The sequence below is a fragment of the Mesorhizobium sp. M6A.T.Cr.TU.017.01.1.1 genome (assembly GCF_004023115.1).
In the GTDB taxonomy this organism is placed as follows: Bacteria; Pseudomonadota; Alphaproteobacteria; order Rhizobiales; family Rhizobiaceae; genus Mesorhizobium; species Mesorhizobium mediterraneum.
In genome coordinates this window covers 1-24,037 of the sequence record NZ_RZTA01000082.1, presented here as the reverse complement: position 1 = coordinate 24,037, position 24,037 = coordinate 1, and the positions used below count along the sequence as shown (strand labels likewise).

Below are 24,037 nucleotides of genomic sequence, written 5' to 3'. Positions count from 1 at the left end.
GGCCAGCCCTTTGCGAGGCAAGGTCGGACATCGGAACGAAAGGCGGATTCGCGAATTCTACTGCTAGATAATCGGAATCGTCGCCCATGAGGCTCGCGACCCTCCACCTTGAAACTGCAAGATTCGGCGACGTATATCGCGCCGCAAGGCTTGTGCGGCTGAGGCAGCAAATGATCAGGCACATCAAGCGCACTGACGCCTCGGCTCAAAAAGTCGAGCAAGCGCTGGCTAGTCTGGCCGAAGCAAACGCACCCACGGACCGGCTCGCGCGGCATCACTAGGGCCCACGCTCATGCAGGATGCCGCACTCTTTCAATTCACAGGTTGCAGCGGTTGATGCGCTGGCTTCGCATGATGAAGCACCTGGCCAAGATCGCGCATGTCGAAATCTTGTCCGCACACTGGACAATGTTCGAAATGCTCCGCCTCGGGCTTGATTGGCTGGTCGTGATCTCTGCCCTTGAAGCCCGTGCCTTCGTTGTTGGTCCGGTATCTCATTTCTGCGCCTTGAGCGCACTCGCAGCTTGTGTCAGGGCAGCCCGATTGTTGCCGATCGTCCTGATCAGATCGCGGACCTGGTCCGGCGTGATCCCCATCTCTAGGGCAAAATACTCCACCTCGTAATTTTCATCGGCAGAGACACGGTTGCGGTCCCGGAAATCTCGCTTGGTCTTGTCGTCGGCCATGTGGTGCTCTTGGTGAGCTTCGGATCGATGGCAACGCCGGAAACGCGGTTTTGTTGCCGCAGCCTGCGGAATTCGTCCATTCGCATCTAGCTAATATAAGGCTGCCACCTAGAATCACATGAGTGCGTAAAATTGTAAGTACCGTTACCGGCCGGCTGCGGTTCATCCCCCCGATGGAGCCTAAGTTGGTGGCCAAGCCGCCCGAGGGTGACAACTGGATTCATGAGATCAAGCTCGATGGCTACCGTGCCCAGGTGGTCATCAACAGCCCCGAGGATATTCGCGTCTTTACCAAAACCGGCAAGGACTGGACGCGCAAATATCTGGGCATCGTGGAGGCCGCGAGGGAGCTCGCCGTCGAGAACGCCATCATCGACGGCGAGGCGCTCGTCACCAACATTGCCGGCATGCCCGACTTCAATGCGCTCCAGAATGCGGTCCACAACAATCCCTATGCCATGTATCTCTGCGCCTTCGACATTCTGCACCTGAACGGCCAGGATCTGCGCGACATCGGCTGCGAGTTGCGTCGCGAAATTCTCTCCGGCATCATCAAGCCAAACAGCCGGATCCAGTTCAGCGAGGCTATGCCTGGCGACGCCAAATCGATCTTCTATCTCGTCGAGCAGGTCGAGCTTGAGGGGATTGTATCGAAGCGTCCCGACAGCAAATATCGCAGCGGCCCGACCTCGAACTGGCTGAAGACCAAGAGCTTCACGGTCGACGAATTCGAACTGCTGGGCGTCGAGCGCGAGCCTGGCAAGGCAGCCTTCGCCCTTTTGGGACAGCCAGGAACCGGCAGGTATGTCGGTTCCGCGTTTATCACCTTGGGACGCGACATGAAGGAGCGGCTGTTGAAGCGGGTCCGGGAACATGCCGGGCCTCCGCCGGAGGGCATGAAGAAACGGCCTGCAACGCAGTGGGTCGGGCCTGGCGTAAAGCTGCGCGTCAAGCATCTCCGTGGCGATCACAGCCACATACGCCATGCTTCGCTGCTGGGTTTCAGCGATGAGGAGTAAGCCCCGTTCGGGTCTTAGCCGCTCGAACGGCACATATCCATTCGCAAATTCTATGGAACCGTTGCAGAAATCACGCATTACGACCGCAAGCGGTCGATTCCTCAGGATGTAGCCGCGAAGGCGCTCCCAAGCGTAGAAGGCCCGTTGCCGGTCCCCTCCCGCAACGGGCTTTTCGTTGGCGCTGACCAGCCGCACAGCTACCACAGCGCAGAGGCGAGATTGAGAGACCAATTGCCGTGTTTCTCACGAAGTAGCCCGTAAGTGGATCGCTATAAATCAGATCAAGCAGTGCGTTGATGCTGAGAGGCTGAGTGAGAGAAGATGAGGGAGGCGTCTGAGACGGATTCGCGGATGCGGAAGCACAGGCAGGTGATGCGGCCGGCGGGATTACTTAACTCCTGTTTCCAATTCACTTCAGCGCACAAACCAGTAAGATGCTGCGTTAAGTCGCCCGAGGGAAGACCTTCCACCGAATGGCCGCGCGAGACAGTTGTCTGGCGCTGCCGGCGACTCCCAAGAGATGAACAATAACAATGGAGGGAGAATGACGAGCATATTCGGAAGGATCTCGATTGCCTTGCTGGCTATAGCGGCTGCGATGCCGGTATGGGGGCAGGAACAGCCCGCGCCAAAATATGCAGCCAAGGTGCCGTCTTCTATTCTGACGCCAGATACAGTGCAGACCCGGATTGGCACCCTTAAGTTTTTTGACGGGCTACCCGATCCGGAGACCGTCCAGAAAGTCTACGACAACCTGGACTTCTCGCGTGGCATCGAAGCCTTCCTCGCCGGTATGCCGGCCGCATCGGTCTATGCGGTATGTGACGGTGTCGACAAAGCCGGTGCGAAGACGAACCAAGGCTTTGGAATAACCGAGGAGTTGATGGATGCGCGCTCGCTCTTCCTGACGCCGAACGCGACCACCGTCTACGTTTTCGCCTGCGTCAACCTAGCGGACGGGCCCATGGTGGTCGAGGTGCCGCCCAATGTGCTCGGTCCCATCGACGACGCCTATTTTCGGTTTGTAACAGACGTCGGGCTAACAGGCCCGGACAAGGGCAAGGGCGGCAAATATCTGATAGTTCCAGAGGACTACGCCGGTACGGTTCCGGCAGAAGGATACTTTGTTACCAAGACGCGCACCTACGGCAATCTCGTCTTCTTTCGAGCATTTGTCGCCAATGGCGACGTCGCGGCTGCCGTCAAGGGGGTGAAGGACAAGGCTCGGATCTATCCGCTTTCCGCGGCCTCTAGTCCGCCCAAGACAATCTTCGTCAATACCTCCGGCATGCAGTTCAACACGATCCACGCCAATGACTTTCATTTCTACGAAGAACTCGACGCCGTAGTGCAGGCCGAGCCGGCCAACGCGTTCGACCCGGAACTGGTCGGGCTGTTTGCCTCGATCGGCATCAAGAAAGGCGCGCCCTTTGCGCCGGACGCGCGGATGAGGGCAATCCTCGTCGATGCCGTCGCCGTCGGCAATGCGACGGCACGGGCGATATTGTTCGCGTCTCGCGATCCGCGCACGAAAATTTACCCGGACCGTCAGTGGTTCACGGCCTTCGTCGGCGGCAGCTCCGAGTTCGCGGACAAAGCTGAACGCCTGCTCGATGCGCGCGTGCTGTTCCACTACTATGCCACTGGCATCACGCCTGCGATGGCTGCGGCGAAGCCGGGGACCGGCTCGGCTTACGCCGTCGCCGCTCGCGATTCCTCTGGCAAGTATCTGGACGGCGGCAAGACCTACAAGATTACTCTGCCGGGTCCAGTGCCCGCCAAACAGTTCTGGTCGTTCACCGTCTATGACGGGCAGACCCGGTCAATGTTGGAAACTGACCAGAAAAGCGCTGGGATCGACAGCAACCAGCAAGGCATAAAGGCCAATGCCGACGGCTCGATCACAGTCTGGTTCGGGCCCAAAGCTCCCGCTGGTCAGGAACGCAACTGGGTGCAGACGATGCGAGGCAAGGGCTGGAACACCCTCATTCGCCTTTATGGCCCTCTCGAGCCATGGTTCGACAAGAGCTGGAAGCCGGGCGATTTCGAGCTGGTGGACTGAGTGACCCGTTCGAGATTGCCGCAGTGCGACAGTCACCCGACGACGTGAGGAACGCCCTTGGGGCTGCTGCCAAGGATGAGGGTTGTCCGCTCCATCGTGCAGTACGACGCCGGTTTAGCTGACTGATCCTAGTCACGGCCCCGTTCGACCGCTGGTAGTGTCTCAGTTTGCCTTTCGCAAACCGGCCCGACTCTCCTATATGCTGCGGAAAGCATGTGGAGGCACACACGTGGGCAAGCCAGACCCGAGAGACGAAGGCATAGACGCATACTGCTTAAAGCTGCCCCGATCGGCCTGCCCTTATCTCCCATTGACCAAAAAGCGACGCTCTTGGCTGCAAGGTTGGGACGAATCTAAAGCGATTGATGAAGAGGAGCAGGAGGCAAAATGGTGCCTCGATCCTGATAGAAGCGCGTCTCTTGCGCCGTGATCTAGGGCCGAGCTTTAAGTCTTTCCCTGCAGTCGATTACCACGCACCTAGAACGGCCGGCCGGCGCGCGCCATGGCGCGGGCGATCGCCAGCTTGGCCTCGACCTTGGCGTTCTCCTTTTGCGTCATGTTGTCTGCGGAGATCAGCCGGCGTAGCGAGCGCATGATCTCTCCACGGGCCCAGCCTGCTTCCAGCATGGAATCGACGATCGCCTGAAAGCCTGGCTCCATGGCCTTCTGACAGCCGACCTCGCGACCGGGATATTCGCCGGGTCGTTTCGGCGGGTTTTTTACCCGGTGCCGCTTTGTCCAGTTTGCGATTGTGATCCCGCACGCCATGCCGGCACAGTCGGCAATCCAGTCGAAAACATCCGAACCGCGACCTAGCAGTTGCGCGCCCTGAACAACTTCAATCGCCACGCCCGAAAATGCGAGGAGAACAATCAACTTTGCCTTGTGTTTCGTCCAGCCGACACTTGCCAAGGCCGCCAAAACGGTGAATGCGGCGGCGTGGATGAGCTTGCCATGATGCGTGAAGGTCACTCCCCAATTCCGCAGGAGCCACCCCGGGAAAAGAGCGAGCAGCAGGAGAACGCCGGCCAACGCGGCAAGGAAAGCAACCCTTGCCACGATCGGATATGAGCCTGCGCGCAACAATATAGGACAGCCCTTCATCCGAAGTTTGCAGACGCCACCGCCAGCACGAAGCGGTCTAGAGCTGGGGCAGATTGTCAATTTCCAGCGGATCGGCGCATCGGCCGAATAGATGAAGGCTTTTGAAGCTGCGGCCAAAGGAGGCCAGGATGCTATTCGCACGGTCTTGGCGGTCTGATCATGCCGGCTGCCTCAGAGATATCGCTCGCCTTCGGCGCGGTGCTCGAAACAGAACCAGTGCGGCGTCTGCCTCGGCTTAGCAAAGCCCCAACCTGCATTCTTGCCGCAGCCGGGGTGTTCGCACCTATGGTGCTGAATTCCCGGGCGCGTGACGGGCTCCATTGCGCCGGGAAGGCGGATTTCGTCGCTCATAGCAGCGCTATCGGATCGATCATGTGCGGGCTGTCGTTGGGCAGCTTGTTCTTGACGGAGGCGTTCACGTCGCGGCCGACACGGTAGAACTCCAGGTCCTCATCGAGGTTTTCGTGCAACAACTGTTTGGCGTCGTTCGGCGGCGTTTCCGGGTCCAGCCAGGCATCATAGACGTCCGGATCGAGGATCACCGGCTGCCGATCATGGATCTGGCGCGTCGTCTCACCGGCCGGCATGGTGACGATCGAACAGCTCGTCACGTCGAGGTTCTTGTTGTAGGCCCAGATGCCGGCGAAGCTGAACGGCTGATGATCGGGCAGGAAGATATGCCAGGGGTCACGCCCCTTGTCAGCTGGGCTGATCGTCCACTCATAAAAGCCGTCGGCAGGGATCAGGCAGCGTTTCGACTTGAATGCATCTTTGAAGGCTCCAGAGGTATCGATGGTCTCGGAGCGGGCGTTGAACATGGTGGCCTTGGGGAGTTCCTTGGCATGCCAGGGAACCAGCCACCATCGACCTTGGCGGAGCTTGTGACCCCCATTCTCGCCCGCCGTGACGAACGGCACATCTTCGGTGGGCGCAATGTTGTAGCGCGGCGCGTCGTTTCGGCCGATCTCGGCTGGCGCCGTCAGTCGATAGAGCCGGTGAATTTCCGACCAGGGCAGATATCTGGTGTAGCGTCCGCACATGCCGTTGCCTCAGTTTCGCAGGATCTCAGGAACGCTCAGCGGCCCGAGATCGAGAATTCTCTTGTACTCTCCCGTGCGGCGCCAGACGCCGCGGACCAGGCCGTTTTCCCGGTCACGCTTCGGGTCGAACATGATGCCGCAGAAATGGTCGCGGAATGCAAGCGCAGAAGCAAGGTCGGCGAAACAGTAAAGCCGCCAGTCCTCATATTGGCCGTCCGGCCATATCGCCTGTACTAGCCTTTTCATTGGTGCCAGCCTGCGCTCTTCGCAAAACTCGCGGACCAACGCGAAGCTGTGTCCGGTGCACAGGTCATCAGGCAGAGCGACCTGATACGGCCATTCCCGATCGATCCTGGCAGGCGAGGGGCCACGGCTACGCATCGATCAGTGCAAGGTCGGTTTCTCGGTCGCCTTCTCAAGCGCGTCGATGGCATCGAGCACAGCCTTCCGCTTCGGCTCGATTGGCTCGTCAGGGTAGAAGTAGGAGTGAGCAAGCATCGTATAGGCGATAGTCACATCCGCTACGAGATCCCGAGCATTTTCGAGCTCTTCAGCAATCCGGTACGCCAAAATCAAAAGTTTGTTGCTTGCGTCGCTGTGGCCATCTGTGGCTTCGACGATGGCACGAAGCTTTGCCAAAGCCGTGTCCCGATCCGCAAGCTGCGCCTCGGGGTCGATCAGCAACTCCAATTCAACCGCTACGGGCTTCTTGTCAGCCGGCCAGTCCGCGCAACACGCTTCAAGGGCCGCTTGGTGAGCATCACCCCAAACCGAGTTGGCTTCGAACACGGCGTCCGACGGTGTGCGGTCTTCAGGAAAGCCATCGATATCCCAGCCCTCAAGTTCAAATGCGGCGCCCGCGGCTTGCTCGGCTGTCAACCCAGCGCGCTCAAGCACAGCCTTGGCAGCATCAACGCCACGCTTCTTTTCCTCCGCTGATGCTCCCCTGAGTTTCAAAAGCAGGTCCATATCTGCCTCCTGTTGCTCTTTAGCCTTCACTGAACAAAAAGAGAACAAAAATGTCAAGCAAGGCTCGGATGTCTGCTTTCCTCATGAGCAAAACCAGTCATTGCACAGGTAAGTTGCATCAGCTCCGATCTATCTCACCTTGATCTCGTCGATATGCAGATACAGGTTTTGACGGCGCGGTTTCGGTCCCTTTGGGAGGACCGCGTGGATCTGGCGTCGGCTGCCATGATGGAATTCGTCACCGCGCCTGCAACGGGAAAGCGGCGCCACGATTGCCGACGCTATCTATATCGGCCCGGATGGGGGAGACGAGACCTGCCGGAAGCACCGCCCTGCGGGCCGGCGGCTGGGTGAGGCGATCGCGCCAGCCGCTGGTGCCCGAGGCGGAATACCGGTTCCGACCCTTTGCGGAAGCTCGTTCGCCCTCGGCCGGATTTACGTCCATGACCTTAACCCGTCTTTTTCAGCCTTATCATGAATGTCGCGCATGCTTGTAAATCAGACACTTCGCTGGTGCGGTTCGAGCGCTCCAGTTAATTCTGATAGCCGGCCAAGAGTGTGATCAGAGATCCGACAACCCGCAAGAGCGTCCTTTCCCGCAATGCCTTGACCATCTATCCCGACAGCGGTGCCGCAATAACGCCTCCAGCGATCAGGCCGGCGACCGAAGTTAGGTAGTCGCAGAATCCGCCGGCGTGCTCCCAACGGCCGGTAAAACAGAATGCATTGGTTTAAAGGGCGGCCATGGGCACTTCCGCGAGATTGCTCCCAGCGGTTGTCGGTGCTAAATTTGACAGAAGCTGCCGCACTGATGTGTCCGAGTGCGCCGCCTGCCGCCGCCGATGTGTTCTTAGAGAGGCCTAAAGAGTGGCAGGGTTTGGAGACCGGGACGATGAGCTTGACGCGCCGCGATGTGTTGATCGCCGGGAGTGTGGGGTTTGCCGGGGTCGCGCTCTTCTCGCCGCGGAGCGCGCGTGCGAACGATGAAGCACTGGATCTCGTCAAGCAGCTCACTGGACGGACGGCCACGGTGTCGGATCGCCTTCACCTGATAATGCCGACGGACTTCCCGACCGGCTACACCGTGCCCATGAGTCTTGACATCGACAGCCCCATGACCGAGGCCGACCATGTGAGGCAGATGCGCGTGTTCGCGCCGCGGAACCCGCTCATCGAAGTGGCCAGTTTCCACTTCGTCCCGCAACGCAGTCTGCCCCGCGTGTCGACCCGCATCCGGCTTGCCAAACCGCAACACGTCGTCGCTGTCGCTGAAATGAATGACGGCATCTTGCTGATGACCACGACGTGGGTCCGTGTCGCCACGGATGGCTGTGCCTGAGATCGGAGAGAGACAGTGACCACCCCGACACCACGCGTGATCGTGCCAAATGCTGCGGCGAAGGGGGAGATTTTTCAGGTCAAGACCATCATCAGCCATGAGATGGAAACGGGGCTACGCCATGATGATCAAGGCAATGTAATCCAGCGCAAGATCATCAACAGGTTTGTCTGCCGCTACAACGAAACCGTGGTGTTCAGTGTCGATCTTCACGAGGCGGTTTCGGCCAACCCATTCTTCGAATTTTCCTTGCGCGCGACGGAGAGCGGCCGGCTCGATTTTGTCTGGGAAGAAGACGGCGGTGCCGTCTATATGTTGTCGCACCAGTTCACGGTCGGTTGAGGTGGCGACGAGCTGCGCGAATTATGGCGTGACAAGTTGAGTGGGAGCGTGACCGGAAAACTGCGAAACAGACGGGTATTCAGCATGCGCCCCGTCGCGAGATCTGCGATTGCCACGGGCCTCGTGCTGCTCTTCAGCCAATCCGGCGCGGCGGCGGGGGCCGATCAAGGCGCTCAACTCGCCGCGACCTGTGCGTCCTGCCATCGTCTCGATGGCGGCGGCACAGGCATTCCCAGCATCATCGGGCTTGGTGAGGAGAGGCTCACCAACGCCCTGCTTGCCTACCGGGCGAGCGAGAGTCCAAATCGCATCATGCACGTTATCGCGCTGTCGCTCAGCGACGAGGAGATCGCGAGCGTCGCGCGCTATGTCGCAGCGCAGGGAAGTAGCCCGCGATGAAATCCTGGACGCGTCGCGAGTTCGGCCGCCTCACCGGAGCAGCGTTGCTAACGGCGCTCAACCAGCCGAAGGCGCGGGGCCAGGCCAAGGCGCGTGTCGTCGTGATCGGCGGCGGCATCGGCGGCGCAACGGTCGCCAGATATCTCGCCGCCAGCGCCACGGCTGTCGAGGTGACCCTGGTTGAACCGCGGCAGACCTACGCGACCTGTTTCTTCAGCAATCTCTATCTCGCCGGGCTGCGCCCGTTCGAATCGCTCAGTCATGGTTATGAAGCGCTGGCAAAACAATATGGTATCATCGTCATTCATGAGTCCGCTGCGGCGATTCACCCGGCGGCGAAAACCGTTGCGCTCAACAACGGTTCAAAGCTCAGCTACGACCGTCTCGTTGTTGCGCCAGGCATCGCATTCAGGGATCGGGCGCTTAAGGGCTATGACGAAGCGGCGATGGAGATCATGCCGCACGCCTGGAATGCAGGGCAGCAAACCAAGCTGTTGCGCCAGCAACTGGAAAGCATGGAGGACGGCGGGCTGTTCGTGCTCGTTGCTCCGCCGAATCCGTTTCGCTGCCCGCCCGCCCCCTACGAGCGCGCTTCGCTCGTCGCATCCTATTTCCAGCGCCGCAAACCCAAGGCCAAAATTCTGATCCTCGATGCGAAAGACAGCTTCAACGCGCAGGACCTGTTCCAGGACGCTTGGAACCGCCACTATCCGGGAATGATCGAATGGCTACCGGCCCAGTTCACCGGCGGGGTCACGGCAATCGACGCGAAGACCCGGTCGGTAATCACCGCGGGAGCAACATTCAAGGCCGCGGTGGCCAATGTCATTCCGGCGCAAATGGCCGGGCGCTTGGCGCAGCAGGCGGGGCTCGCCAATCGGTCGGGCTGGTGTCCGGTCGATCCGGTCACCTTCGAATCGGCGCTGCAGCCCGACATCCATCTGGTCGGTGACGCGATCATCGGCGGGGATATGCCGAAATCCGCCTTCTGCGCCAACAGCCAGGCCAAAGCCTGCGCCTTTGCCATCGCGGCCGATCTCACCGGATCAGCGCGTTTCCCGGCGCATTTGTTCAACACCTGCTACACTTATCTCGCCCCCGACGATGCGTTCAGCAACGCCATCAGCTTCAAGCCCGTCGACGGGAAGCTCAAGAGCGTCATCAGCTTCGTCAGCAAGGTCGAGGAAAGCTCCGAGGTCCGCCGGCAGGCTGCGCGCGCGGCGGAAGGCTGGTATGACGCCTTCACGCACGACGTGTTTGGCTGAAACGAAATTCAACTCCGCTCGACGGCCGGGCCGGCCATTGCGGAAATGCCGGCGCCATTGTGGGTACGCTCCGCCTTGGTGCCGGATCGTTGCTCCGGGATCAGCGCTGGAACAGGATCGGGCAGCCGCTCCAGCCGCAGCGAATTAACCACCACGAGGATGCTCGAGCCGGCCATGATCGCCGCCGCAAGGATTGGCTGCAGAAGTCCGAATGCTGCGAACGTCAGCGCGACGAGGTTGTAGCCGAACGCCCACATAAGGTTGGTCAAGATGGTCCTGCGGACCGCGCGGGCCACGTCGACGATCCAGGGCAGCATCCACAATCCGTCCGCAGGCAGCACGAGCGCCGCAGTCTCGCGGGCGAGATCGGTGGCGGAGCCGACGGCGATACCGACATCTGCGGCGGCCAGGACCGGCCCGTCATTCAGCCCATCGCCGACCATCGCCACCGAACCGTGGTCATGGCGGAGCCGATCCAGGGCCAGCCGTTTGGCCTCCGGCGAAAGGCCCGCTTGGACGTCCTTGATCCCGACCAGGGCCGCGATCCGCTCCGCCGCTTGCGCCAAGTCGCCGGTCAACAGCGTGGCGTCGAGCCCGCGCTCACGCAGGGCCGCGATCGCGGCCTGCGCCTCGGGAAGCGGTGAATCATCGAGCGACAGCACGGCGCGAACCTGCTCGCCCCAACCAACATAGACTACCGAATGACCGCTCGCCTCCAGCGACCGCGCATGCTCGGCCAGCGACGGGGGAAGCGGCCAGCCCAGATCATTCATCAATCTGCCGTTCCCTGCCGCCACGGGCCGGCCTTCGGCGCTGCCGCGGATACCACGGCCGGGAACCGTCCGGACATCGCGGGTGACGAGCGGCGTGATGCCCTGCTGAGCGGCGGCTGCCGCGATGGCCCGCGCCAGACCATGCTCGGAAAGGCGCTCCAGACCGGCGGCGCGCGCCAGTACTTCGTCGATGCCGACCTCCTCGCAGTCGACGCCGACGAGACGCGCTTTGCCCGCCGTCAGAGTGCCGGTCTTGTCGAAGGCGAGCAACCGGACACGCGCGAGGGTCTCGAGCACGCCGGGGTCGCGGACGAGGCAGCCGTGCCGCGCCAGCCGGCCGATGCCGAGTGATGTCGCCATCGGAGCAGCGAGGCCGACGGCACAAGGACAGGCAACCACCAGTACCGAGAGGCCAATCAGCAACGCCCGATCGAACGGCAATGACTGCGCCCAGTAAACGATCGTCAGCCCGCCGAAGGCGAGGACGAGCGGCACCGACACGCCAACGACGCGATCGGCAAGGCGCTGGGTTGGACTGCGACGGCCCAGCGCTTCGCGCACCGACCGGCAAATCCGCGCCCAGCGGGTTGCAGTTCCGTCACCGCTGCTTTGGATCAGGAGCGGGCCATCGATATTGATACTGCCGGCAATCACCTTGGAGCCGGCGCCCTTTGTCACTTGCCGGCTTTCTCCGGTAATCACGGCTTCATCGGTGTTCGATTCCCCCTCGACAACCACGCCGTCGACCGGAATGCGCTCGCCTGGCCGGACCCGCACCAGCATGCCGGCCGACACCTCCCGCACCGGACGGCGGATCTCAGCCGCGCCATCGATCACGGTCGCGCTCTCGCTTTCTGCGGCCAGAAGAGGTTCGAGGTCGCGCGCTGCCCTAGCGCGGCCAACAGCCTCGAGATAGCGGCCAACGGTGAATAGCATCAGCACCATCACGGCGGTGTCGAAATAGACATGCGTGCTGCCCTCGAACACGGCAAATGCCGAATAGAGGTAAGCGGCAGCGACGCCAAGCACGATGAGTGCCGACGACGTCACTCGTCCCTGAATGCCATTGAGCCACATTTCGCGCAGATAGGGTCCGCCGAGAATCACCACCGCCGGCGTCGCGAAGATCCAGAGCAAAAGGTGAATCCACGGCAGCACGCCCGCATCGACGCCGGTGAACGCGTCCGAATAGAGGAGGAGGCTGAACATCATGATATTCATGGAGAGAAAGCCTCCCACGCCGAGCTGGATCAGAAGCCAGGCAGCTTCCCACTCTTCGTGTCTGCCGCTCTTCACCTGAAAGGCGATGCAACAGCCGTAGCAGCAGAACGCGCAAGCCTCACCGTTGAGCCTGCGCTCCATCGGGCGCAGGCCGAGGGGCAGCGAACAATGGCTACAGAGGATATCGCCATGCGCAGTCATGCGGGATGTCCGCCCAGCCAGGCAAGGCCGATATGCGCGTCGGAAGGCAGGAGACCACGGCCGAGCGTGATGAGACCGAGCAAAAGAATAAAGCCACCAGCCAGCCGCACGCCACGCCGCCGCCAGGCTGGCCCGAGTATCCGGCCAACGCCGCCCATCATCAACATCGCGGGGAAGGTTCCCAGTCCGAACCATGCCATGACGAGAAACCCGGAAAGCACTCCGGCGGTACTCGCCGCCTGGGCGGCGAAGGCATAGACCAGGGGACATGGCAGGAAGCCGTTGAAAACGCCAAAGGCGAGCGGCGCGGCGCTGCTCCGGGCGGTCAACAGACCGCGCAGGGACAATGCAAATGTGCTGCCGCCAAATCCGATCGCAAGGCGATGAAAGACCTGCAGCAAGCCGAAGAACTGCAACGCCATGGCAATCATGAGCAGGCCAGCGACGATCGCAAGAATTCGTTGGGCGATGTCGAGGGAGCCGTTCAAGAGCGGCGGCGCCGTTAGACCTTGCGTGGTGCAGATGACCTGACCGATCGCACCCGCGAGCCCGCCCAGAAAGCAATAGGTTGTCAATCGGCCGGTATTATAGAGCAGGTGGCGAAGGACGGTTGCGCCTCCGCCGCGCTGATCGCGGCCAAGCGCGCAGGCAAAGCCGCCGCACATGCCGATGCAATGAAAGCTGCCTGCAAATCCAGCGGCGAAGATCACGAGGTAGTAGATCATTGGCGTTTTCGTAGCGCCGCGTCCGCGCCGCTATTGCCGCACAAGATAGACAAGATAGATGATAAAGCCGACGGTGCAGCCGCCATAGATGAGGAAGCCGAGCATCTGTGGCAAGCCGGCGTCAGCGAGCTTGAAAATGGTGTCCTGTAGCATCCGCTGCTCCTATGTCAGCCGAAATAAAGACGAAGCACGTTTGTCGCCACCTCGAACGCCAGGAAAAGGAGGTTCAATGCGGCGACCCCAAGGAGAATTTTGGCTACCAACATCTCCATCACTCCTGCCTTACCAGCCCTTTCGACAGTCTTCTTAGAACAGACGGCCGGGACCGAGCCCGCCCCAATAAACATACATGTAATACAGCCCCCAGGCGAACAGCAGCACGTAGACGACGAGAAGCCATAACGGAATGAATCCCACACGCGCCTGTATCAGGCCGCCGGCATAGTCCTCCAGTTCAGGGTGCGAGCTTTGACGCACATCCAGTTCCGGATGCGTCGGGCTCTCCGGATCGCTGCTCTGCAGATCGCTCATTCTCCATCTCCCTTTCAAAAAACCCAGTGGCGGCTTTGTCGGTGCCGCTCAACGCGCCGGATAGGACGCCCCAGATGAACAAGAACAGGGCCGCCAGGCTCATCATCATGGCGCCTGCATAGGGTCCGGTGACTTCAAAACCGAGCATGCGCTAACCTCCGGCGGGTGCCTGTTTCTCGCCAGGCGGCGCTGGCGGGCCGGACGCCGGCACCGACGGATCGGGCACATAGGCTCGCTCAGGCTTGTCAGCGACCAGTTCCAGATCGTTCAGCGCCGCGCGAGCCTCCTTCTTGATCGACAGCGGCTGCAGCGAGAGCGGGTCTTTATAGGCGGAAAGCGCCACCACGAAATAGGAAAGCGCCCACCGGTCCTCGTCCTGAAAGGAATCCCGATAGGACGGCATCGGCGTGCCGCTGAGGCCGGTGGTTATCGTCCGGAAGATGTCTTCGACGGCCGGGCCAGACTTGAACTGGCCGCTGGTGAGGTCGGCCGGCACGGTGGCGAACCCGAGATCATCCTTGAGGCCGGCAGCTTTCTCGCCGTCGCCCTTGCCGCCTTGGCCGTGGCACTCCCAGCACTTCGCCACCTGCCAAACCTCCTTACCTCGGTCCAGCATCGTCTGGGACGGGGTCGGCGGGCGCCCGATATACAACGGTGGGCCAGGCGGTTCCTCGACGAAGAAAGCGTAAGGACTGGCGGGATCGGAACGGTCAACCGCTAGCTCATATTTGATGTATTGGATCACCGCCAGCCGATCGTTGAGCGGCAGTTCGTACCAAGGGGGCATTGCCGTGCCGCGGATGCCGCGAGTAATGGTGCGCAGCATGTCGCCGTCCGTGGGCAGAGGCTCCTTTGTCAACCTGAACTTGAAGACTGCGGACGTGAAGTCCCTGGGCCGCTGGTTAAACATAAAGGTGGCGGCCGGCCCGTTGCCGTCGCCTTTGGCACCGTGGCAACCGATGCAGCGGCGCTCATAGACTTCCTTGCCATAAGCAATCCATTCCTCGGAGCGCGGCATCGTCGCATCCATGACCTCCAGGCTTTGCGGCTCGAAAAGATCGCGCCATTTACCCCGGTTCGTGCCGAGCTTCTGGACGTAGGAAACGAGCGCCGCCACCGATTCCGTCTCCGCCGCGATGCTGACGGTCTCTCCTGTGTATTCGTCATTCGGCGTCAGGATGATCGGCTTTCTGTCGCGCGCCTTCAGCGGCACGAACAGCAACCCGTACGCATTCGGCGTCAACTGGATGGCTTGCTGGCTGCCGAAGTCGAACAGGCCTTCGGTGATCTCTGTCCTTTCCAGGGTCCGATTGCCAGCGCCGTCGTCAACGATACGGACGGCTGCATCGGGCTCGTGGAAGAGGCCGCGATACGGCGCCATTATCGAGTCCGGCACCAGCATCCGCGGATTGTAGAAGTGCGCCAGGTGCCACTCGTCGCTGTATTTCAGGCCGACGCGCGTCAGGTCCGGCCCGATCCGGCGTGTGCCTAACAGGTGCGGCACGTCATAGGCGTATTCGCCCGCCTCGCTGACCGGTCCCCAGCGGCGGATCTCGCCGGTCACCGGCCGCACGAATTGCGAATGGCAGTACCAGCAGCCTTCGCGCAGGTAAATGTTGCGGCCGCGACGCTGCTGCTCGGTGTAGTCCGTCGCCTCTGAAACCGTCCACTTCAGCTGGCCGAAATCCGTGCGCACCACCGAAGTCACGCGCGTAGTTCGTGAGGACGGCTCCACGAAGGGCAGCACGCCCTGCGTGATCACCGCAAGGGTGATGCAAAAGACGCCGGCGAACAGCGCGAAGAAGCGAACGTTCACTGCGCGGGCCCTCCCGCCGGGGCCGGGATAGGCGCCTCCACCGGCCCGCGGACGCGTCGCGCCTCAGCCGCCGGGCTGGTCAGTGCAGTCAGCATCAGATTCACCACCAGCAGCGACATACCGATATCCATGCTGATCCCTGCCAGGGTCCGCGCCAGCCAGTAGGGCTTCACCCAGACGAGCGAGTCGAGCCATTCGACCCCATTCATCCATTGATAACCCTGCTGCAGCCCGCCCGCTGTGAGGACCAGGCCCATGGTCGTGATGCCGACGGTGATCAGCCAGAACGACCAGTTGCCGAGCTTGAAGGACCAGAGTTCGCGCCCGAACAGCCGCGGCCAGGTATAGACGAGGCCCCCCATCGCCCAGACGACGAAGGTGCCGAACACGGTGAGATGCGAATGCGAGATGACGAAATCGGTGAAATGGGTCGGCTGCTGCAGCTGCCGCAGCGCCTCGGTCGAGCCCTGGAAGCAGCCGACGAGATACATGAGCGAGCCCATGATCAGGAACTTCGCCGGCAAGTTCCTGCCGAACTCATGCCACTTGCCCATCATGGTGCCAAAGAAGTTCACCAGCACCGTCCACACCGGAATGATCAGCAACATCGACGTGACGACGGCCAAGGTCTCGGCCCAGTCCGCGATCGGGCTGTAGAGGTAATGGTGGATGCCGACGAACGGGTAAAACAATGCCAGGGACCAGAAGCCTACCAGCGAGAGCTTATGGGCATAGAGCGGATTTCGCGCGCTGATCGGCAGGAAATAGTAGATGATCACGTAGCCCGCGGGCGTTAGCCACAGCCCGACGATGTAGTGGAGATAGAGGCCATGGAAGGCGGCGCTGTTGATGCCCGAGATCGTGTACGGCAGGATGAAGCTTCCAAGCACGAAGTTCATCGTCGTCCACACGAAAGTGGCGATCAAGTACCATAGCGCGACATAGATCGCCGGCTCGAGCCTTCGACTGATCGTGATCAGGAATTGCGCGGTAGCAACAGCCACTACGATGAAGAATGCGACCTTCGCATAGAGCGGAAACTCACCGGCTTCCAAACCGTCACTGTCGCCGAACAGCAAGCCGACCAAACCGGCAAGCGTTGCGATGTTCCAGACCCATGCGAGGAGAACCGACCACTCCGACCATATCACCCGCACCCCCGACAGACGCGGCACGAGATAGTAGCAAAGGCCGATGAAAAGCGTCGAGAAGGCGCCGAAGATGACACCGTTGACGTGGACCGGGCGCAGCCGGCCGAAGGTGAGCTCGAGGTTTCCCGATCCAAGATAGTCGGGGTAGTTGAAGGTGCTCGAGATCAGGACGCCGACGGATGGCGTCACCATCAGCCAGAACATGCCGAAATAGAGCCAGGTCCGCACGACCCGGTTGTCGACCAGCGCATCCAGGTCCACATTCGCGAACTTGCCGCGCAGCTCCATCCCAGTCTCTGCCAACGCATAGACCTCCCGCGCGGTTCCCGGGCCGCACCACTGCTTCAACCCCACCCTTCCCGGATGGGACTCGCTTCGCGCTCCCGTGAAGTCGGTGCCCGGCTATCGACGAGACTAGTACTTGCCTGGCACCAACACCGAACCGGTGTTCGACCAGGTGATGTACGCCTCGAGCGCCTTCATCGCCTCCGATTCGGGATCGATCTTCTCGCCCTGGTTCGGTTTCTCGATGCACCAGTTGATCATGTCGCGTAGTGTCGCGAATTTGGCCATCGACTGCTGGAACTTCGGGAACGCGTGCGGGTGGGTATCGGAGGCCATCGGGTGGCACATGGCGCAGGCCCACCCGGTGGTCGACAGTTTGACGCCCAACTGCTCCGCCATCGCCGCATCACCGTGGAACAGGAGGTCTCCCTTCCTGACCTCCTCCATGAACGCCTCTTGATAGAGTTTCAGCTGCTTTGGCGTCACCGGGTCCTTGTTGGCACTGGCCGGGCCGACGACAACGGCAGCTGCGACGACTGCTCCGGCGACGGTGGAACGCCTCAGAATGCAGAGGAATGTCGATGTGTTTATCATAGCTACCCCCTTTTATGGATTTTCCCACGGGTACTGTCTGTCGGCGATGCGTGGCTGTATGACCTCCTCAATGCTCTTGTCGTGGTCCTCCGGCGACCGGACGAACACCTCCTTGCGCCCCCACATGATGTACTCGACATCGACCTTGTCGTCGGCGTTGACGTTCACGGTTTCCCAACCGACCCCGTCGAAGGGATCGCCAGGATCGACACGGATCATCGGCTTGGTCAGCTTGGGCACGCCTTCCGGCGCATACGGCCACGGCCAGGAGGTCGCCAGCATGCCGATCGAGCGCATGCTGCCGATCTCGTTGTAGAGCACCTGGTGCACGTGACCGTGGATGTTGGTGACCTTAGTATAAGGCTTCAGCACGTCATTCACTTCGCGCCAGTCGCGCACCCAGAAATTCCAGGGCGGGTAGTACTCGTACAGCGGATTGTGGCTGAAGATGACGATCGGCTTGGACTTATCCCACTCGGCGAGTGTCTTCTGCATCCAGTCGAGTTGCTCGCGGCCGACGCCGGCCCACGCGCCGGCAACCGTGCCGTCAAGGGTAGCCATGTGGCCCATGCGCTCCTCTGGAGTCATCTTCTTCGCTGTCCAGTAGTCCGGTCCCCGGCTGACCGTATCGAGCCCGATGAAGCGCACGCCTTTGTGATCGAAGGTCCAGTTGGGTTGGCCGAACAACTCGCCCCACTTCTTGCCCATATCCAGATACCAGTCATGCTCGCCCGGGATGTAGTACTTCTTGATCTTCAGATCCTTGAGGAGCTCAACGCCAAGCTCAAGTTCCTCGATCTTTCCGAGCTGGGCCAGGTCGCCGCCGAAGATCAGGAAGTCGGCCGGCGGATCCATGGCCTGGACCTCTTGTACGGCGCGCACCACCTTGTCGACGAAGCGCGTGTTCAGCGATCGCGGATAGAGATGGGTGTCCGAAATCCAGGCAAACTTGAAGGGCGCTTCGGCGGCGTGAGCGACGTCGATGGTGTTGAGCAGCGGCCACCACGCGAACGTCTGGCCGACGGAAGCAGCGCCGAACAGCAGCGATCTGTGAATGAAAGTGCGGCGGGTGATTTGGAGCGAGTCGTCGGGCCGTACTCCAGGCGGCTGCAGCACCGCATGCATTTCGCGCCGAATGCGGTCAAGCTCGTCAGACATCAGGGTTCCTCCTCAGTGCAGACCGTTTCTTAAAGCGTCGGCCTTCTCGCAGGAGCGCGACCCTGTTGAATCAGTGGGTCGCCCATTTTCTTATTTTTTCAGTTCAATCGTCAGACTGGTGGCCTTATTCTCCTCTACCTTTACGGGCTGCTCGATGGGCCCGGTGAAGGGGTGGATCGCCACGAGCTTGTAGTCGCCAGGCGGAACATCGATTATGCTGAACTTGCCGTCGGCGCCGGTGACAGCGTAGTAGGGATTGTCCACCACATAGACCCAGCCTTCCATCCAGCCATGCGCGTCGCAGTCGACGCGGACAGTGCCGGCCCGCTTCAGTTCGACGGGTATCCGCTGGCCCTTATTGGGCAGCGCCAGGTTGAAGGCGGTACGCTTGCCATAATACCCGTGGGTGTTGTGGAGCATTGGGTCGCTGTTGACCACCTCCAGCGAACCGGCGGGTATCATCTGAACCGCGGGCTCAAAGCGACATTTGAGGTTGTTAAGCTCAGGCGGCTTTCCGGGCTCCGGCCAGGCCTTTCCCTGTGCCACGTCGACCAGCTGCACCGCCGCGTTCAGCACGGCCTGATCGCTGCCGACTTCGATCAGCGGCTCCTCGCGGGGATCGCCGCACACCTCGATATCCTTGGTGGGGATGATCTTTGTTGTCGGCACGTCGCCGCGGTAGACGATCGTACCCTCGATCGTTCCGCCTCCCGTGACCGGACCCACTTCGTAGGCTTGCGCAGGCGCGGACACCGTCGCAACGAAAGCGATCGCCGCCAGCCCGCTCATCAATTCGCGAATGGTCATAAAAGCCTCCTCCTTCTTGAGAGATGAGGGGCAACTTTTAAAAATAGAGCTAAACCAGTACCATGTCTAGCCATTCAGCAACAAAATATGATAAAGTGGGATAGTTTAGGCGAGTTTGTTAATCACAAACACACGCGGGGGTTGGTGCGTCATTCTCGAAGTGCCGGAGGTACTTGATGAAGCGGCGGCATGGACTCCTCAGCCCCTGGGCCTACGGTCCGCATCCCCTCTTCTGCATCATATTCGCAGCGGCCCTGTCGATCTGCCAACCGCTCGTGCGGGCCGACACGGCGCCTGTGACGGTCGGTGGCCCATTCACGCTCACGGCGCCGGACGGAACGACGGTCACCGATGAAACTTATCGCGGCAAATGGCTGCTGGTTTTTTTCGGCTATACGTCTTGTCCCGACATCTGCCCGACGACGCTGTCCGAAATCGCCGCGGCGATTGAGGAACTCGGCCCCGACGCCGCAAAACTGCAACCGCTCTTTATCACCGTCGATCCCGAACGCGACACGCCTGAGGTGATGGGAAGCTTTACCGCGGCGTTCGATCCGCGCATCGTGGGACTGACGGGCAGCCCACAACAGATCGTTGCGGTTTCCGAGGCATATGGCGCCTACGGTGTGACGCGCCAGGGCGAGGCGGGCGGTGACGACTACCTAATGGATCACGGCACCCACATCTACATCATGAACCCACAGGGGCAATTCGTGGAGGGGCTAGACTCTGACACACCAAGCAGCGGCATTGCCGCTACGTTGGGTGAACTGGTGCGATGACACGGGCCCTGGGATGACGGAGATCACGATCATGCAATTGATCGGTCCATAGAAAGTTGTCATCCGGAAGGAGAGCGGCCATGCAAAGACATATAAAGGAAGCTTCGGAGCTTAAGGCATTGATCCTCGCGGATCTTCATGAGGAGCCGGGATGCGAGCACGTCACCGATTTTGTGATTCAGCGGCTCGAAACCAAGGAGAACGGGGCAAATTGGACCGTCAAATATCTGGATCCTAATCAAGATAAGGTTTGCGAGACAATTCTGAAAAACATAGCGCGAATGTTGCAGCTCAATTTCGACCTTCCTGAACGCGGGTCGTGAGGAACGATGCGAGCGGGATCGGCGCGCATCGCGCTTCGACATAATTCGTATGCAAGCAGGGGAATCGGGCGATGGCGGAACCCACAGCATTGCACACCGGCAAACCTGGCGGCGTAAAGAACGTCATTGCGCCGCGGCGATTTGGACCTCCGATGACCGGAGATGCGGGCGATATGGCCGATGGGCAAGGCCGTATCTTGGAGCCAGGCACTACGAGTTATGACGGTTTCTTTGCGGATGCGATCGCGCGTTTGCAGGAGGAACGGCGCTATCGTGTGTTCGCGAACCTTGAGCGCATCGCCGGACGCTTTCCCAATGCCGTGTGGCATTCCCCACATGGACCGAAGGACGTCGTGATCTGGTGCTCCAACGACTATCTCGGGATGGGACAACACCCAAAGGTGGTCGCCGCCATGGTGGAGACTGCTACCCGCCTGGGAACGGGGGCCGGCGGGACGCGCAATATCTCCGGCACCAGCCATCCGCTCGTAGAGCTCGAGAGCGAGCTTGCCGATCTCCACGGCAAGGAGGCGGCACTGGTCTTCACGTCCGGCTATGTTTCGAACCAGACTGGCATCTCGACCATCGCCAAGCTGATCCCCGGTTGTCTGATCCTGTCCGATGCGCTCAACCACAATTCGATGATCGAGGGCATCCGCCAGTCGGGTACGGAGAAGACCATCTTCCGCCACAACGACGTCGATCATCTCGAGGAATTGTTGAAGGCGGCGGGTCCGGATCGGCCAAAACTCATCGTCTTCGTAAGTCTCTATTCGATGGGCGGCGACGTCGCGCCAATCAATCGCATTTGCGATATCGCCGATCGTTACGGCGCAATGACCTATCTCGACGAGGTCCATGCTGTGGGCATGTACGGCCCTCGCGGCGCCGGCATCGCCGCGCGCGACGGCGCCATGAACCGGATCGATGTGATCGAAGGCACCCTCGCCAAGGCCTTCGGTTGCCTCGGCGGCTATATCACGGGAAGTGCTGTGCTGATCGATGCGGTTCGTTCCTATGCTCCGGGTTTCATCTTCACCACCGCGTTGCCGCCGGCGATCTGCGCCGCGGCCACAGCGGCGATCCGGCATCTGAAAACTTCGCAGTGGGAGCGCAAGCGCCAGCAGGACCGCGTCCGGCGGGTCAAGGCGGCGCTGGGTGCGGCTGCGCTGCCGGTCATCCTGAGCGACACCCATATCGTTCCGGTGGCAGTCGGCGATCCGGCGCATTGCAAAGCGGCGAGCGACCTGCTGCTGAGCGAGCACGACATCTATATCCAGCCGATCAATTATCCGACCGTGGCGAAGGGAACTGAGCGGCTGCGCATCACGCCGACACCCTGTCATGAGGACATCATGATTGATCGGCTCGCGGCAGCTCTGTCCGATGTCTGGAATCGGCTCGGGCTGCCACGGGACAATCTCGCCTGAGCGGCCGAATGAAGCTTCGCCGTTGCCCGGACGTCCCCGAAGATTAGGTCTTAAGGATCAAGGAAATGGCTGCCAAGGAGATCATGTTCTCGTTCGAGGCTCGCGACAGAATGCTGCGCGGCATTGACATCCTGGCGAATGCGGTGAGCGTCACGCTTGGCCCGCGGGGGCGCAACGTCGCGATCGGCAGGGAGCACGGCGCGCCGCGGGTCACGAAGGACGGCGTGACCGTCGCCAGGGAAATCGAACTCGACAACAAGTTCGAGAACATGGGCGCCCAGATGGTGCGCGAGATAGCAACAAAAACCTCCTATCAGGCCGGCGACGGCACGACCACCGCCGTCGTGCTCGCGCATGCGATCGCCCGGGAGGGCGCCAAGGCGGTGGCCGCCGGCATGAATCCCATGGACCTGAAACGCGGCATCGATCTCGCGGTCGAAGCCGTCGTCGCGGAACTCAAAAACAACGCCACGAAGGTCACCTCGAACGTCGAGATTGCGCAAGTCGGCACCATCTCGGCCAACGGCGACAGGGAGATCGGCCGCTGCCTCGCCGACGCCATGAAGAGGGTCGGCAATGACGGCGTGATCACTGTCGAGGACGGGACGTCGCTCGAAACCGAACTCGAATTCGTCGAGGGCATGCAGTTCGACCGCGGCTATATCTCGCCCCATTTCATAACCAATCGCGCAAAGATGCGGGTCGAGATGCAGGATGCCTATGTCCTTATCAGCGAGAAGAAACTGTCCAGCCTGAACGAAATACTGCCGCTGCTGGAGAAGGTGGTGCAGGCCGGCAAGCCGCTGCTCATCATCGCCGAGGATGTCGAGGGTGAGGTGATTGCGGCGCTGGTGGTCAACAAGTTGCGCGGCGCTCTCAAGGTTGCAGCCGTGAAGGCGCCGGCCTACGGAAACCGCCGCAAGGCGATGCTGCAGGATCTCGCGCTGATGACCGGCGGAACGGTGATCTCGGAGGATTTGGGCATCAAGCTCGAGCATGCTTCCCTCGATATGCTCGGGCGCACCAAGAAGGTGATGATCGACAAGGCAAACACCACGATCGTCGGCGGCGCCGGCAAGCGGGCAAGCATCGAGGCCCGCATCGCCGAGATCAAGCTCGAGCGTGCGGAAGCCACCTCCGATTACGACCGCGAGAAGCTCCAGGAGCGGCTGGCCAGGCTCGCCGGTGGCGTCGCCGTGATCCGGGTCGGCGGTGCCACCGAAGTCGAGGTCAGGGAGAAGAAGGATCGCATCGATGACGCGATGAGCGCGACAAGAGCCGCGGTTGCAGAGGGCATTCTCCCGGGCGGTGGGGTCGCCTTGCTGCGCGCCGGCAGGGTGCTCAAGAAGCTCAAGGGCGGCAACGAGGACCAGCAGGTCGGCATCGCGATCGTCAGGAAGGCGATCACCTGGCCGGCTCGGCAGATCGCGATCAATGCCGGCCTGGAAGGCTCGGTCGTCATCGCCGGGATCCTCGAAAACGACGACAACGCCTATGGCTACGATGCCCAATCGGGCGTGTACGGGGATCTGGTGTCAAAGGGCATCATCGACCCGGCCAAGGTGGTGCGAACGGCGCTCCAGGGCGCAGCCTCGGTGGCAGGCCTCCTCATCATGACGGAGGCCATGGTGGCCGAAGTGCCTGGCCCGCCGCCGCCGGAGCTTCCCGGTCACGAGCATCATCATCACGATATGGATTTGGATTTCTGACCGCTTCGCGGTCGTAATCCGGGCTCGCGGCCATCAACAATGATCTCGTCCGCCATCGAGGTGAGACAAGTCGTCGAGGATCACGTATCCAAGGTCGGCTCATGGCGCTACCTGCTCGTTCTGATTGACGAGAAAGATGGCAACATTCCACTCTAGACGGTAATTTAGTGTCAGGAGGGGGGCGGGTGCAAACTTGCCGAGTCCGCGCGCCAGCGGGCCGGCGCGGGCGCCATGCGGAGAATTTTTTCTCTGCCTGGAAAAATCGGGCCGAGGAGTTTTTCCCCACTGCCATGGAAAAATCGCGCC

The 24,037-nt window shown here is 61.0% G+C and carries 26 protein-coding genes and 1 pseudogene; 10 read left to right on the top strand and 17 right to left on the bottom strand.

Annotated features, from left to right (window positions below; translation table 11 throughout):
- Positions 1–312: 312 nt before the first annotated feature.
- Positions 313–498 (bottom strand): hypothetical protein, encoded by a 186-nt coding sequence (locus EOB36_RS23210; protein WP_128285786.1) that lies wholly within the window; start codon positions 496–498, stop codon positions 313–315.
- Positions 495–686 (bottom strand): DUF3606 domain-containing protein, encoded by a 192-nt coding sequence (locus EOB36_RS23205; RefSeq protein WP_128285785.1) that lies wholly within the window; start codon positions 684–686, stop codon positions 495–497. Before EOB36_RS23205 ends, EOB36_RS23210 begins: the two co-directional genes overlap by 4 nt.
- A 188-nt stretch (positions 687–874) precedes the next feature.
- On the opposite strand from EOB36_RS23205, the gene EOB36_RS23200 reads away from it, so the two are divergent.
- Positions 875–1,705, top strand: a complete 831-nt coding sequence (locus EOB36_RS23200) for an ATP-dependent DNA ligase (RefSeq protein ID WP_245467870.1) — start codon at positions 875–877, stop codon at positions 1,703–1,705.
- A gap of 520 nt (positions 1,706–2,225) precedes the next feature.
- Positions 2,226–3,767 carry a DUF1254 domain-containing protein gene (locus EOB36_RS23195; RefSeq protein ID WP_245467869.1) on the top strand — a complete coding sequence of 514 codons (1,542 nt, stop codon included), beginning with the start codon at positions 2,226–2,228 and terminating at the stop codon, positions 3,765–3,767.
- A 477-nt stretch (positions 3,768–4,244) separates the two neighbouring features.
- Here the strand turns inward: EOB36_RS23195 and EOB36_RS35335 are convergent, their stop codons facing one another.
- The 5 genes and pseudogenes from EOB36_RS35335 to EOB36_RS35325 form a co-directional block, all read right to left on the bottom strand.
- Positions 4,245–4,739 (bottom strand): VanZ family protein, encoded by a 495-nt coding sequence (locus EOB36_RS35335; RefSeq protein ID WP_245467868.1) that lies wholly within the window; start codon positions 4,737–4,739, stop codon positions 4,245–4,247.
- Positions 4,740–5,218: 479 nt separating this feature from the next.
- Positions 5,219–5,911 (bottom strand): SOS response-associated peptidase, encoded by a 693-nt coding sequence (locus EOB36_RS23180; RefSeq protein ID WP_128285783.1) that lies wholly within the window; start codon positions 5,909–5,911, stop codon positions 5,219–5,221.
- A gap of 9 nt (positions 5,912–5,920) precedes the next feature.
- Positions 5,921–6,157, bottom strand: coding sequence for a hypothetical protein (locus EOB36_RS23175; protein WP_128285782.1), 237 nt, complete (start codon positions 6,155–6,157; stop codon positions 5,921–5,923).
- Between the two features lie 138 nt (positions 6,158–6,295).
- Positions 6,296–6,937: a hypothetical protein gene (locus tag EOB36_RS23170; protein WP_128285781.1), complete on the bottom strand. Its 642-nt coding sequence runs from the start codon at positions 6,935–6,937 to the stop codon at positions 6,296–6,298.
- A gap of 476 nt (positions 6,938–7,413) precedes the next feature.
- A pseudogene (locus EOB36_RS35325) lies at positions 7,414–7,593 on the bottom strand (sulfite exporter TauE/SafE family protein); the annotation flags it as partial.
- 179 nt (positions 7,594–7,772) lie between these two features.
- Between EOB36_RS35325 and EOB36_RS23160 the strand changes: the two are divergent.
- The 4 genes from EOB36_RS23160 to EOB36_RS23145 are packed head-to-tail and all read left to right on the top strand — an operon-like array spanning position 7,773 to position 10,225.
- A complete protein-coding gene (locus EOB36_RS23160; protein WP_128285780.1) occupies positions 7,773–8,219 on the top strand; it encodes a thiosulfate oxidation carrier protein SoxY in 447 nt (148 codons plus the stop codon).
- 15 nt (positions 8,220–8,234) lie between these two features.
- Entirely contained in the window at positions 8,235–8,561 is a 327-nt protein-coding gene (soxZ, locus tag EOB36_RS23155) for a thiosulfate oxidation carrier complex protein SoxZ (protein ID WP_206637197.1), read from the top strand.
- 48 nt (positions 8,562–8,609) lie between these two features.
- Positions 8,610–8,960, top strand: coding sequence for a c-type cytochrome (locus EOB36_RS23150; protein WP_245467867.1), 351 nt, complete (start codon positions 8,610–8,612; stop codon positions 8,958–8,960).
- Positions 8,957–10,225 (top strand): NAD(P)/FAD-dependent oxidoreductase, encoded by a 1,269-nt coding sequence (locus EOB36_RS23145; RefSeq protein WP_128285779.1) that lies wholly within the window; start codon positions 8,957–8,959, stop codon positions 10,223–10,225. The genes EOB36_RS23150 and EOB36_RS23145 overlap by 4 nt, the downstream gene beginning before the upstream one ends.
- 8 nt (positions 10,226–10,233) lie before the next feature.
- On the opposite strand, the gene EOB36_RS23140 is transcribed toward EOB36_RS23145, so the two are convergent.
- From EOB36_RS23140 to EOB36_RS23100, 9 genes are all read right to left on the bottom strand, one after another.
- The gene (locus tag EOB36_RS23140; protein ID WP_128285796.1) at positions 10,234–12,360 is read right to left on the bottom strand and encodes a cation-translocating P-type ATPase; all 2,127 of its coding nucleotides are present in this window, start codon (positions 12,358–12,360) and stop codon (positions 10,234–10,236) included.
- A gap of 56 nt (positions 12,361–12,416) precedes the next feature.
- Positions 12,417–13,145, bottom strand: a complete 729-nt coding sequence (locus EOB36_RS23135) for a sulfite exporter TauE/SafE family protein (protein ID WP_128285778.1) — start codon at positions 13,143–13,145, stop codon at positions 12,417–12,419.
- Positions 13,146–13,175: 30 nt separating this feature from the next.
- The gene (locus EOB36_RS35785) at positions 13,176–13,298 is read right to left on the bottom strand and encodes a hypothetical protein (RefSeq protein ID WP_268929141.1); all 123 of its coding nucleotides are present in this window, start codon (positions 13,296–13,298) and stop codon (positions 13,176–13,178) included.
- A 153-nt stretch (positions 13,299–13,451) separates the two neighbouring features.
- Positions 13,452–13,676: a hypothetical protein gene (locus EOB36_RS23130; protein WP_023718671.1), complete on the bottom strand. Its 225-nt coding sequence runs from the start codon at positions 13,674–13,676 to the stop codon at positions 13,452–13,454.
- Between the two features lie 151 nt (positions 13,677–13,827).
- Positions 13,828–15,492: a cbb3-type cytochrome c oxidase subunit II gene (locus EOB36_RS23120; protein ID WP_128285776.1), complete on the bottom strand. Its 1,665-nt coding sequence runs from the start codon at positions 15,490–15,492 to the stop codon at positions 13,828–13,830.
- On the bottom strand, positions 15,489–16,931 hold the full coding sequence (locus tag EOB36_RS23115; RefSeq protein ID WP_091591435.1) for a cbb3-type cytochrome c oxidase subunit I: 1,443 nt from the start codon (positions 16,929–16,931) through the stop codon (positions 15,489–15,491). The genes EOB36_RS23120 and EOB36_RS23115 overlap by 4 nt, the downstream gene beginning before the upstream one ends.
- A gap of 126 nt (positions 16,932–17,057) precedes the next feature.
- Positions 17,058–17,522, bottom strand: coding sequence for a hypothetical protein (locus EOB36_RS23110; protein ID WP_023798298.1), 465 nt, complete (start codon positions 17,520–17,522; stop codon positions 17,058–17,060).
- A gap of 12 nt (positions 17,523–17,534) precedes the next feature.
- Positions 17,535–18,680, bottom strand: a complete 1,146-nt coding sequence (locus EOB36_RS23105; protein ID WP_128285775.1) for a metallophosphoesterase — start codon at positions 18,678–18,680, stop codon at positions 17,535–17,537.
- Positions 18,681–18,770: 90 nt separating this feature from the next.
- Positions 18,771–19,487, bottom strand: a complete 717-nt coding sequence (locus EOB36_RS23100; protein WP_128285774.1) for a carboxypeptidase regulatory-like domain-containing protein — start codon at positions 19,485–19,487, stop codon at positions 18,771–18,773.
- Between the two features lie 176 nt (positions 19,488–19,663).
- Here EOB36_RS23100 and EOB36_RS23095 point away from each other — a divergent pair, with 176 nt between their 5' ends.
- The 4 genes from EOB36_RS23095 (at position 19,664) to groL (ending at position 23,731) form a co-directional block, all read left to right on the top strand.
- Positions 19,664–20,269 (top strand): SCO family protein, encoded by a 606-nt coding sequence (locus EOB36_RS23095; protein WP_128285773.1) that lies wholly within the window; start codon positions 19,664–19,666, stop codon positions 20,267–20,269.
- 80 nt (positions 20,270–20,349) lie between these two features.
- Complete coding sequence (locus EOB36_RS23090; protein WP_128285772.1) at positions 20,350–20,592, top strand: hypothetical protein; 243 nt, start codon at positions 20,350–20,352, stop codon at positions 20,590–20,592.
- Positions 20,593–20,765: 173 nt separating this feature from the next.
- On the top strand, positions 20,766–22,022 hold the full coding sequence (gene hemA / locus EOB36_RS23085) for a 5-aminolevulinate synthase (RefSeq protein WP_128285795.1): 1,257 nt from the start codon (positions 20,766–20,768) through the stop codon (positions 22,020–22,022).
- A gap of 65 nt (positions 22,023–22,087) precedes the next feature.
- Positions 22,088–23,731: a chaperonin GroEL gene (gene groL / locus EOB36_RS23080; protein WP_128285771.1), complete on the top strand. Its 1,644-nt coding sequence runs from the start codon at positions 22,088–22,090 to the stop codon at positions 23,729–23,731.
- A 99-nt stretch (positions 23,732–23,830) separates the two neighbouring features.
- Here the strand turns inward: groL and EOB36_RS34700 are convergent.
- On the bottom strand, positions 23,831–24,037 hold a 207-nt coding region (locus EOB36_RS34700), incomplete at its 5' end, for a hypothetical protein (RefSeq protein WP_206637196.1).

Coding starts and splice junctions, on each gene's coding strand:
- EOB36_RS23210 (WP_128285786.1), bottom strand. CDS start 498: ATGAGATACCGGACCAACAACGAAGGCACGGGCTTCAAGGGCAGAGAT.
- EOB36_RS23205 (WP_128285785.1), bottom strand. CDS start 686: ATGGCCGACGACAAGACCAAGCGAGATTTCCGGGACCGCAACCGTGTC.
- EOB36_RS23195 (WP_245467869.1), top strand. CDS start 2,226: ATGAACAATAACAATGGAGGGAGAATGACGAGCATATTCGGAAGGATC.
- EOB36_RS23180 (WP_128285783.1), bottom strand. CDS start 5,911: ATGTGCGGACGCTACACCAGATATCTGCCCTGGTCGGAAATTCACCGG.
- EOB36_RS23175 (WP_128285782.1), bottom strand. CDS start 6,157: ATGAAAAGGCTAGTACAGGCGATATGGCCGGACGGCCAATATGAGGAC.
- EOB36_RS23160 (WP_128285780.1), top strand. CDS start 7,773: ATGAGCTTGACGCGCCGCGATGTGTTGATCGCCGGGAGTGTGGGGTTT.
- EOB36_RS23145 (WP_128285779.1), top strand. CDS start 8,957: ATGAAATCCTGGACGCGTCGCGAGTTCGGCCGCCTCACCGGAGCAGCG.
- EOB36_RS23140 (WP_128285796.1), bottom strand. CDS start 12,360: ATGGAGCGCAGGCTCAACGGTGAGGCTTGCGCGTTCTGCTGCTACGGC.
- EOB36_RS23135 (WP_128285778.1), bottom strand. CDS start 13,145: ATGATCTACTACCTCGTGATCTTCGCCGCTGGATTTGCAGGCAGCTTT.
- EOB36_RS35785 (WP_268929141.1), bottom strand. CDS start 13,298: ATGCTACAGGACACCATTTTCAAGCTCGCTGACGCCGGCTTGCCACAG.
- EOB36_RS23130 (WP_023718671.1), bottom strand. CDS start 13,676: ATGAGCGATCTGCAGAGCAGCGATCCGGAGAGCCCGACGCATCCGGAA.
- EOB36_RS23115 (WP_091591435.1), bottom strand. CDS start 16,931: ATGGAGCTGCGCGGCAAGTTCGCGAATGTGGACCTGGATGCGCTGGTC.
- EOB36_RS23110 (WP_023798298.1), bottom strand. CDS start 17,522: ATGATAAACACATCGACATTCCTCTGCATTCTGAGGCGTTCCACCGTC.
- EOB36_RS23105 (WP_128285775.1), bottom strand. CDS start 18,680: ATGTCTGACGAGCTTGACCGCATTCGGCGCGAAATGCATGCGGTGCTG.
- EOB36_RS23100 (WP_128285774.1), bottom strand. CDS start 19,487: ATGACCATTCGCGAATTGATGAGCGGGCTGGCGGCGATCGCTTTCGTT.
- EOB36_RS23095 (WP_128285773.1), top strand. CDS start 19,664: ATGAAGCGGCGGCATGGACTCCTCAGCCCCTGGGCCTACGGTCCGCAT.
- EOB36_RS23090 (WP_128285772.1), top strand. CDS start 20,350: ATGCAAAGACATATAAAGGAAGCTTCGGAGCTTAAGGCATTGATCCTC.
- hemA (WP_128285795.1), top strand. CDS start 20,766: ATGGCCGATGGGCAAGGCCGTATCTTGGAGCCAGGCACTACGAGTTAT.
- groL (WP_128285771.1), top strand. CDS start 22,088: ATGGCTGCCAAGGAGATCATGTTCTCGTTCGAGGCTCGCGACAGAATG.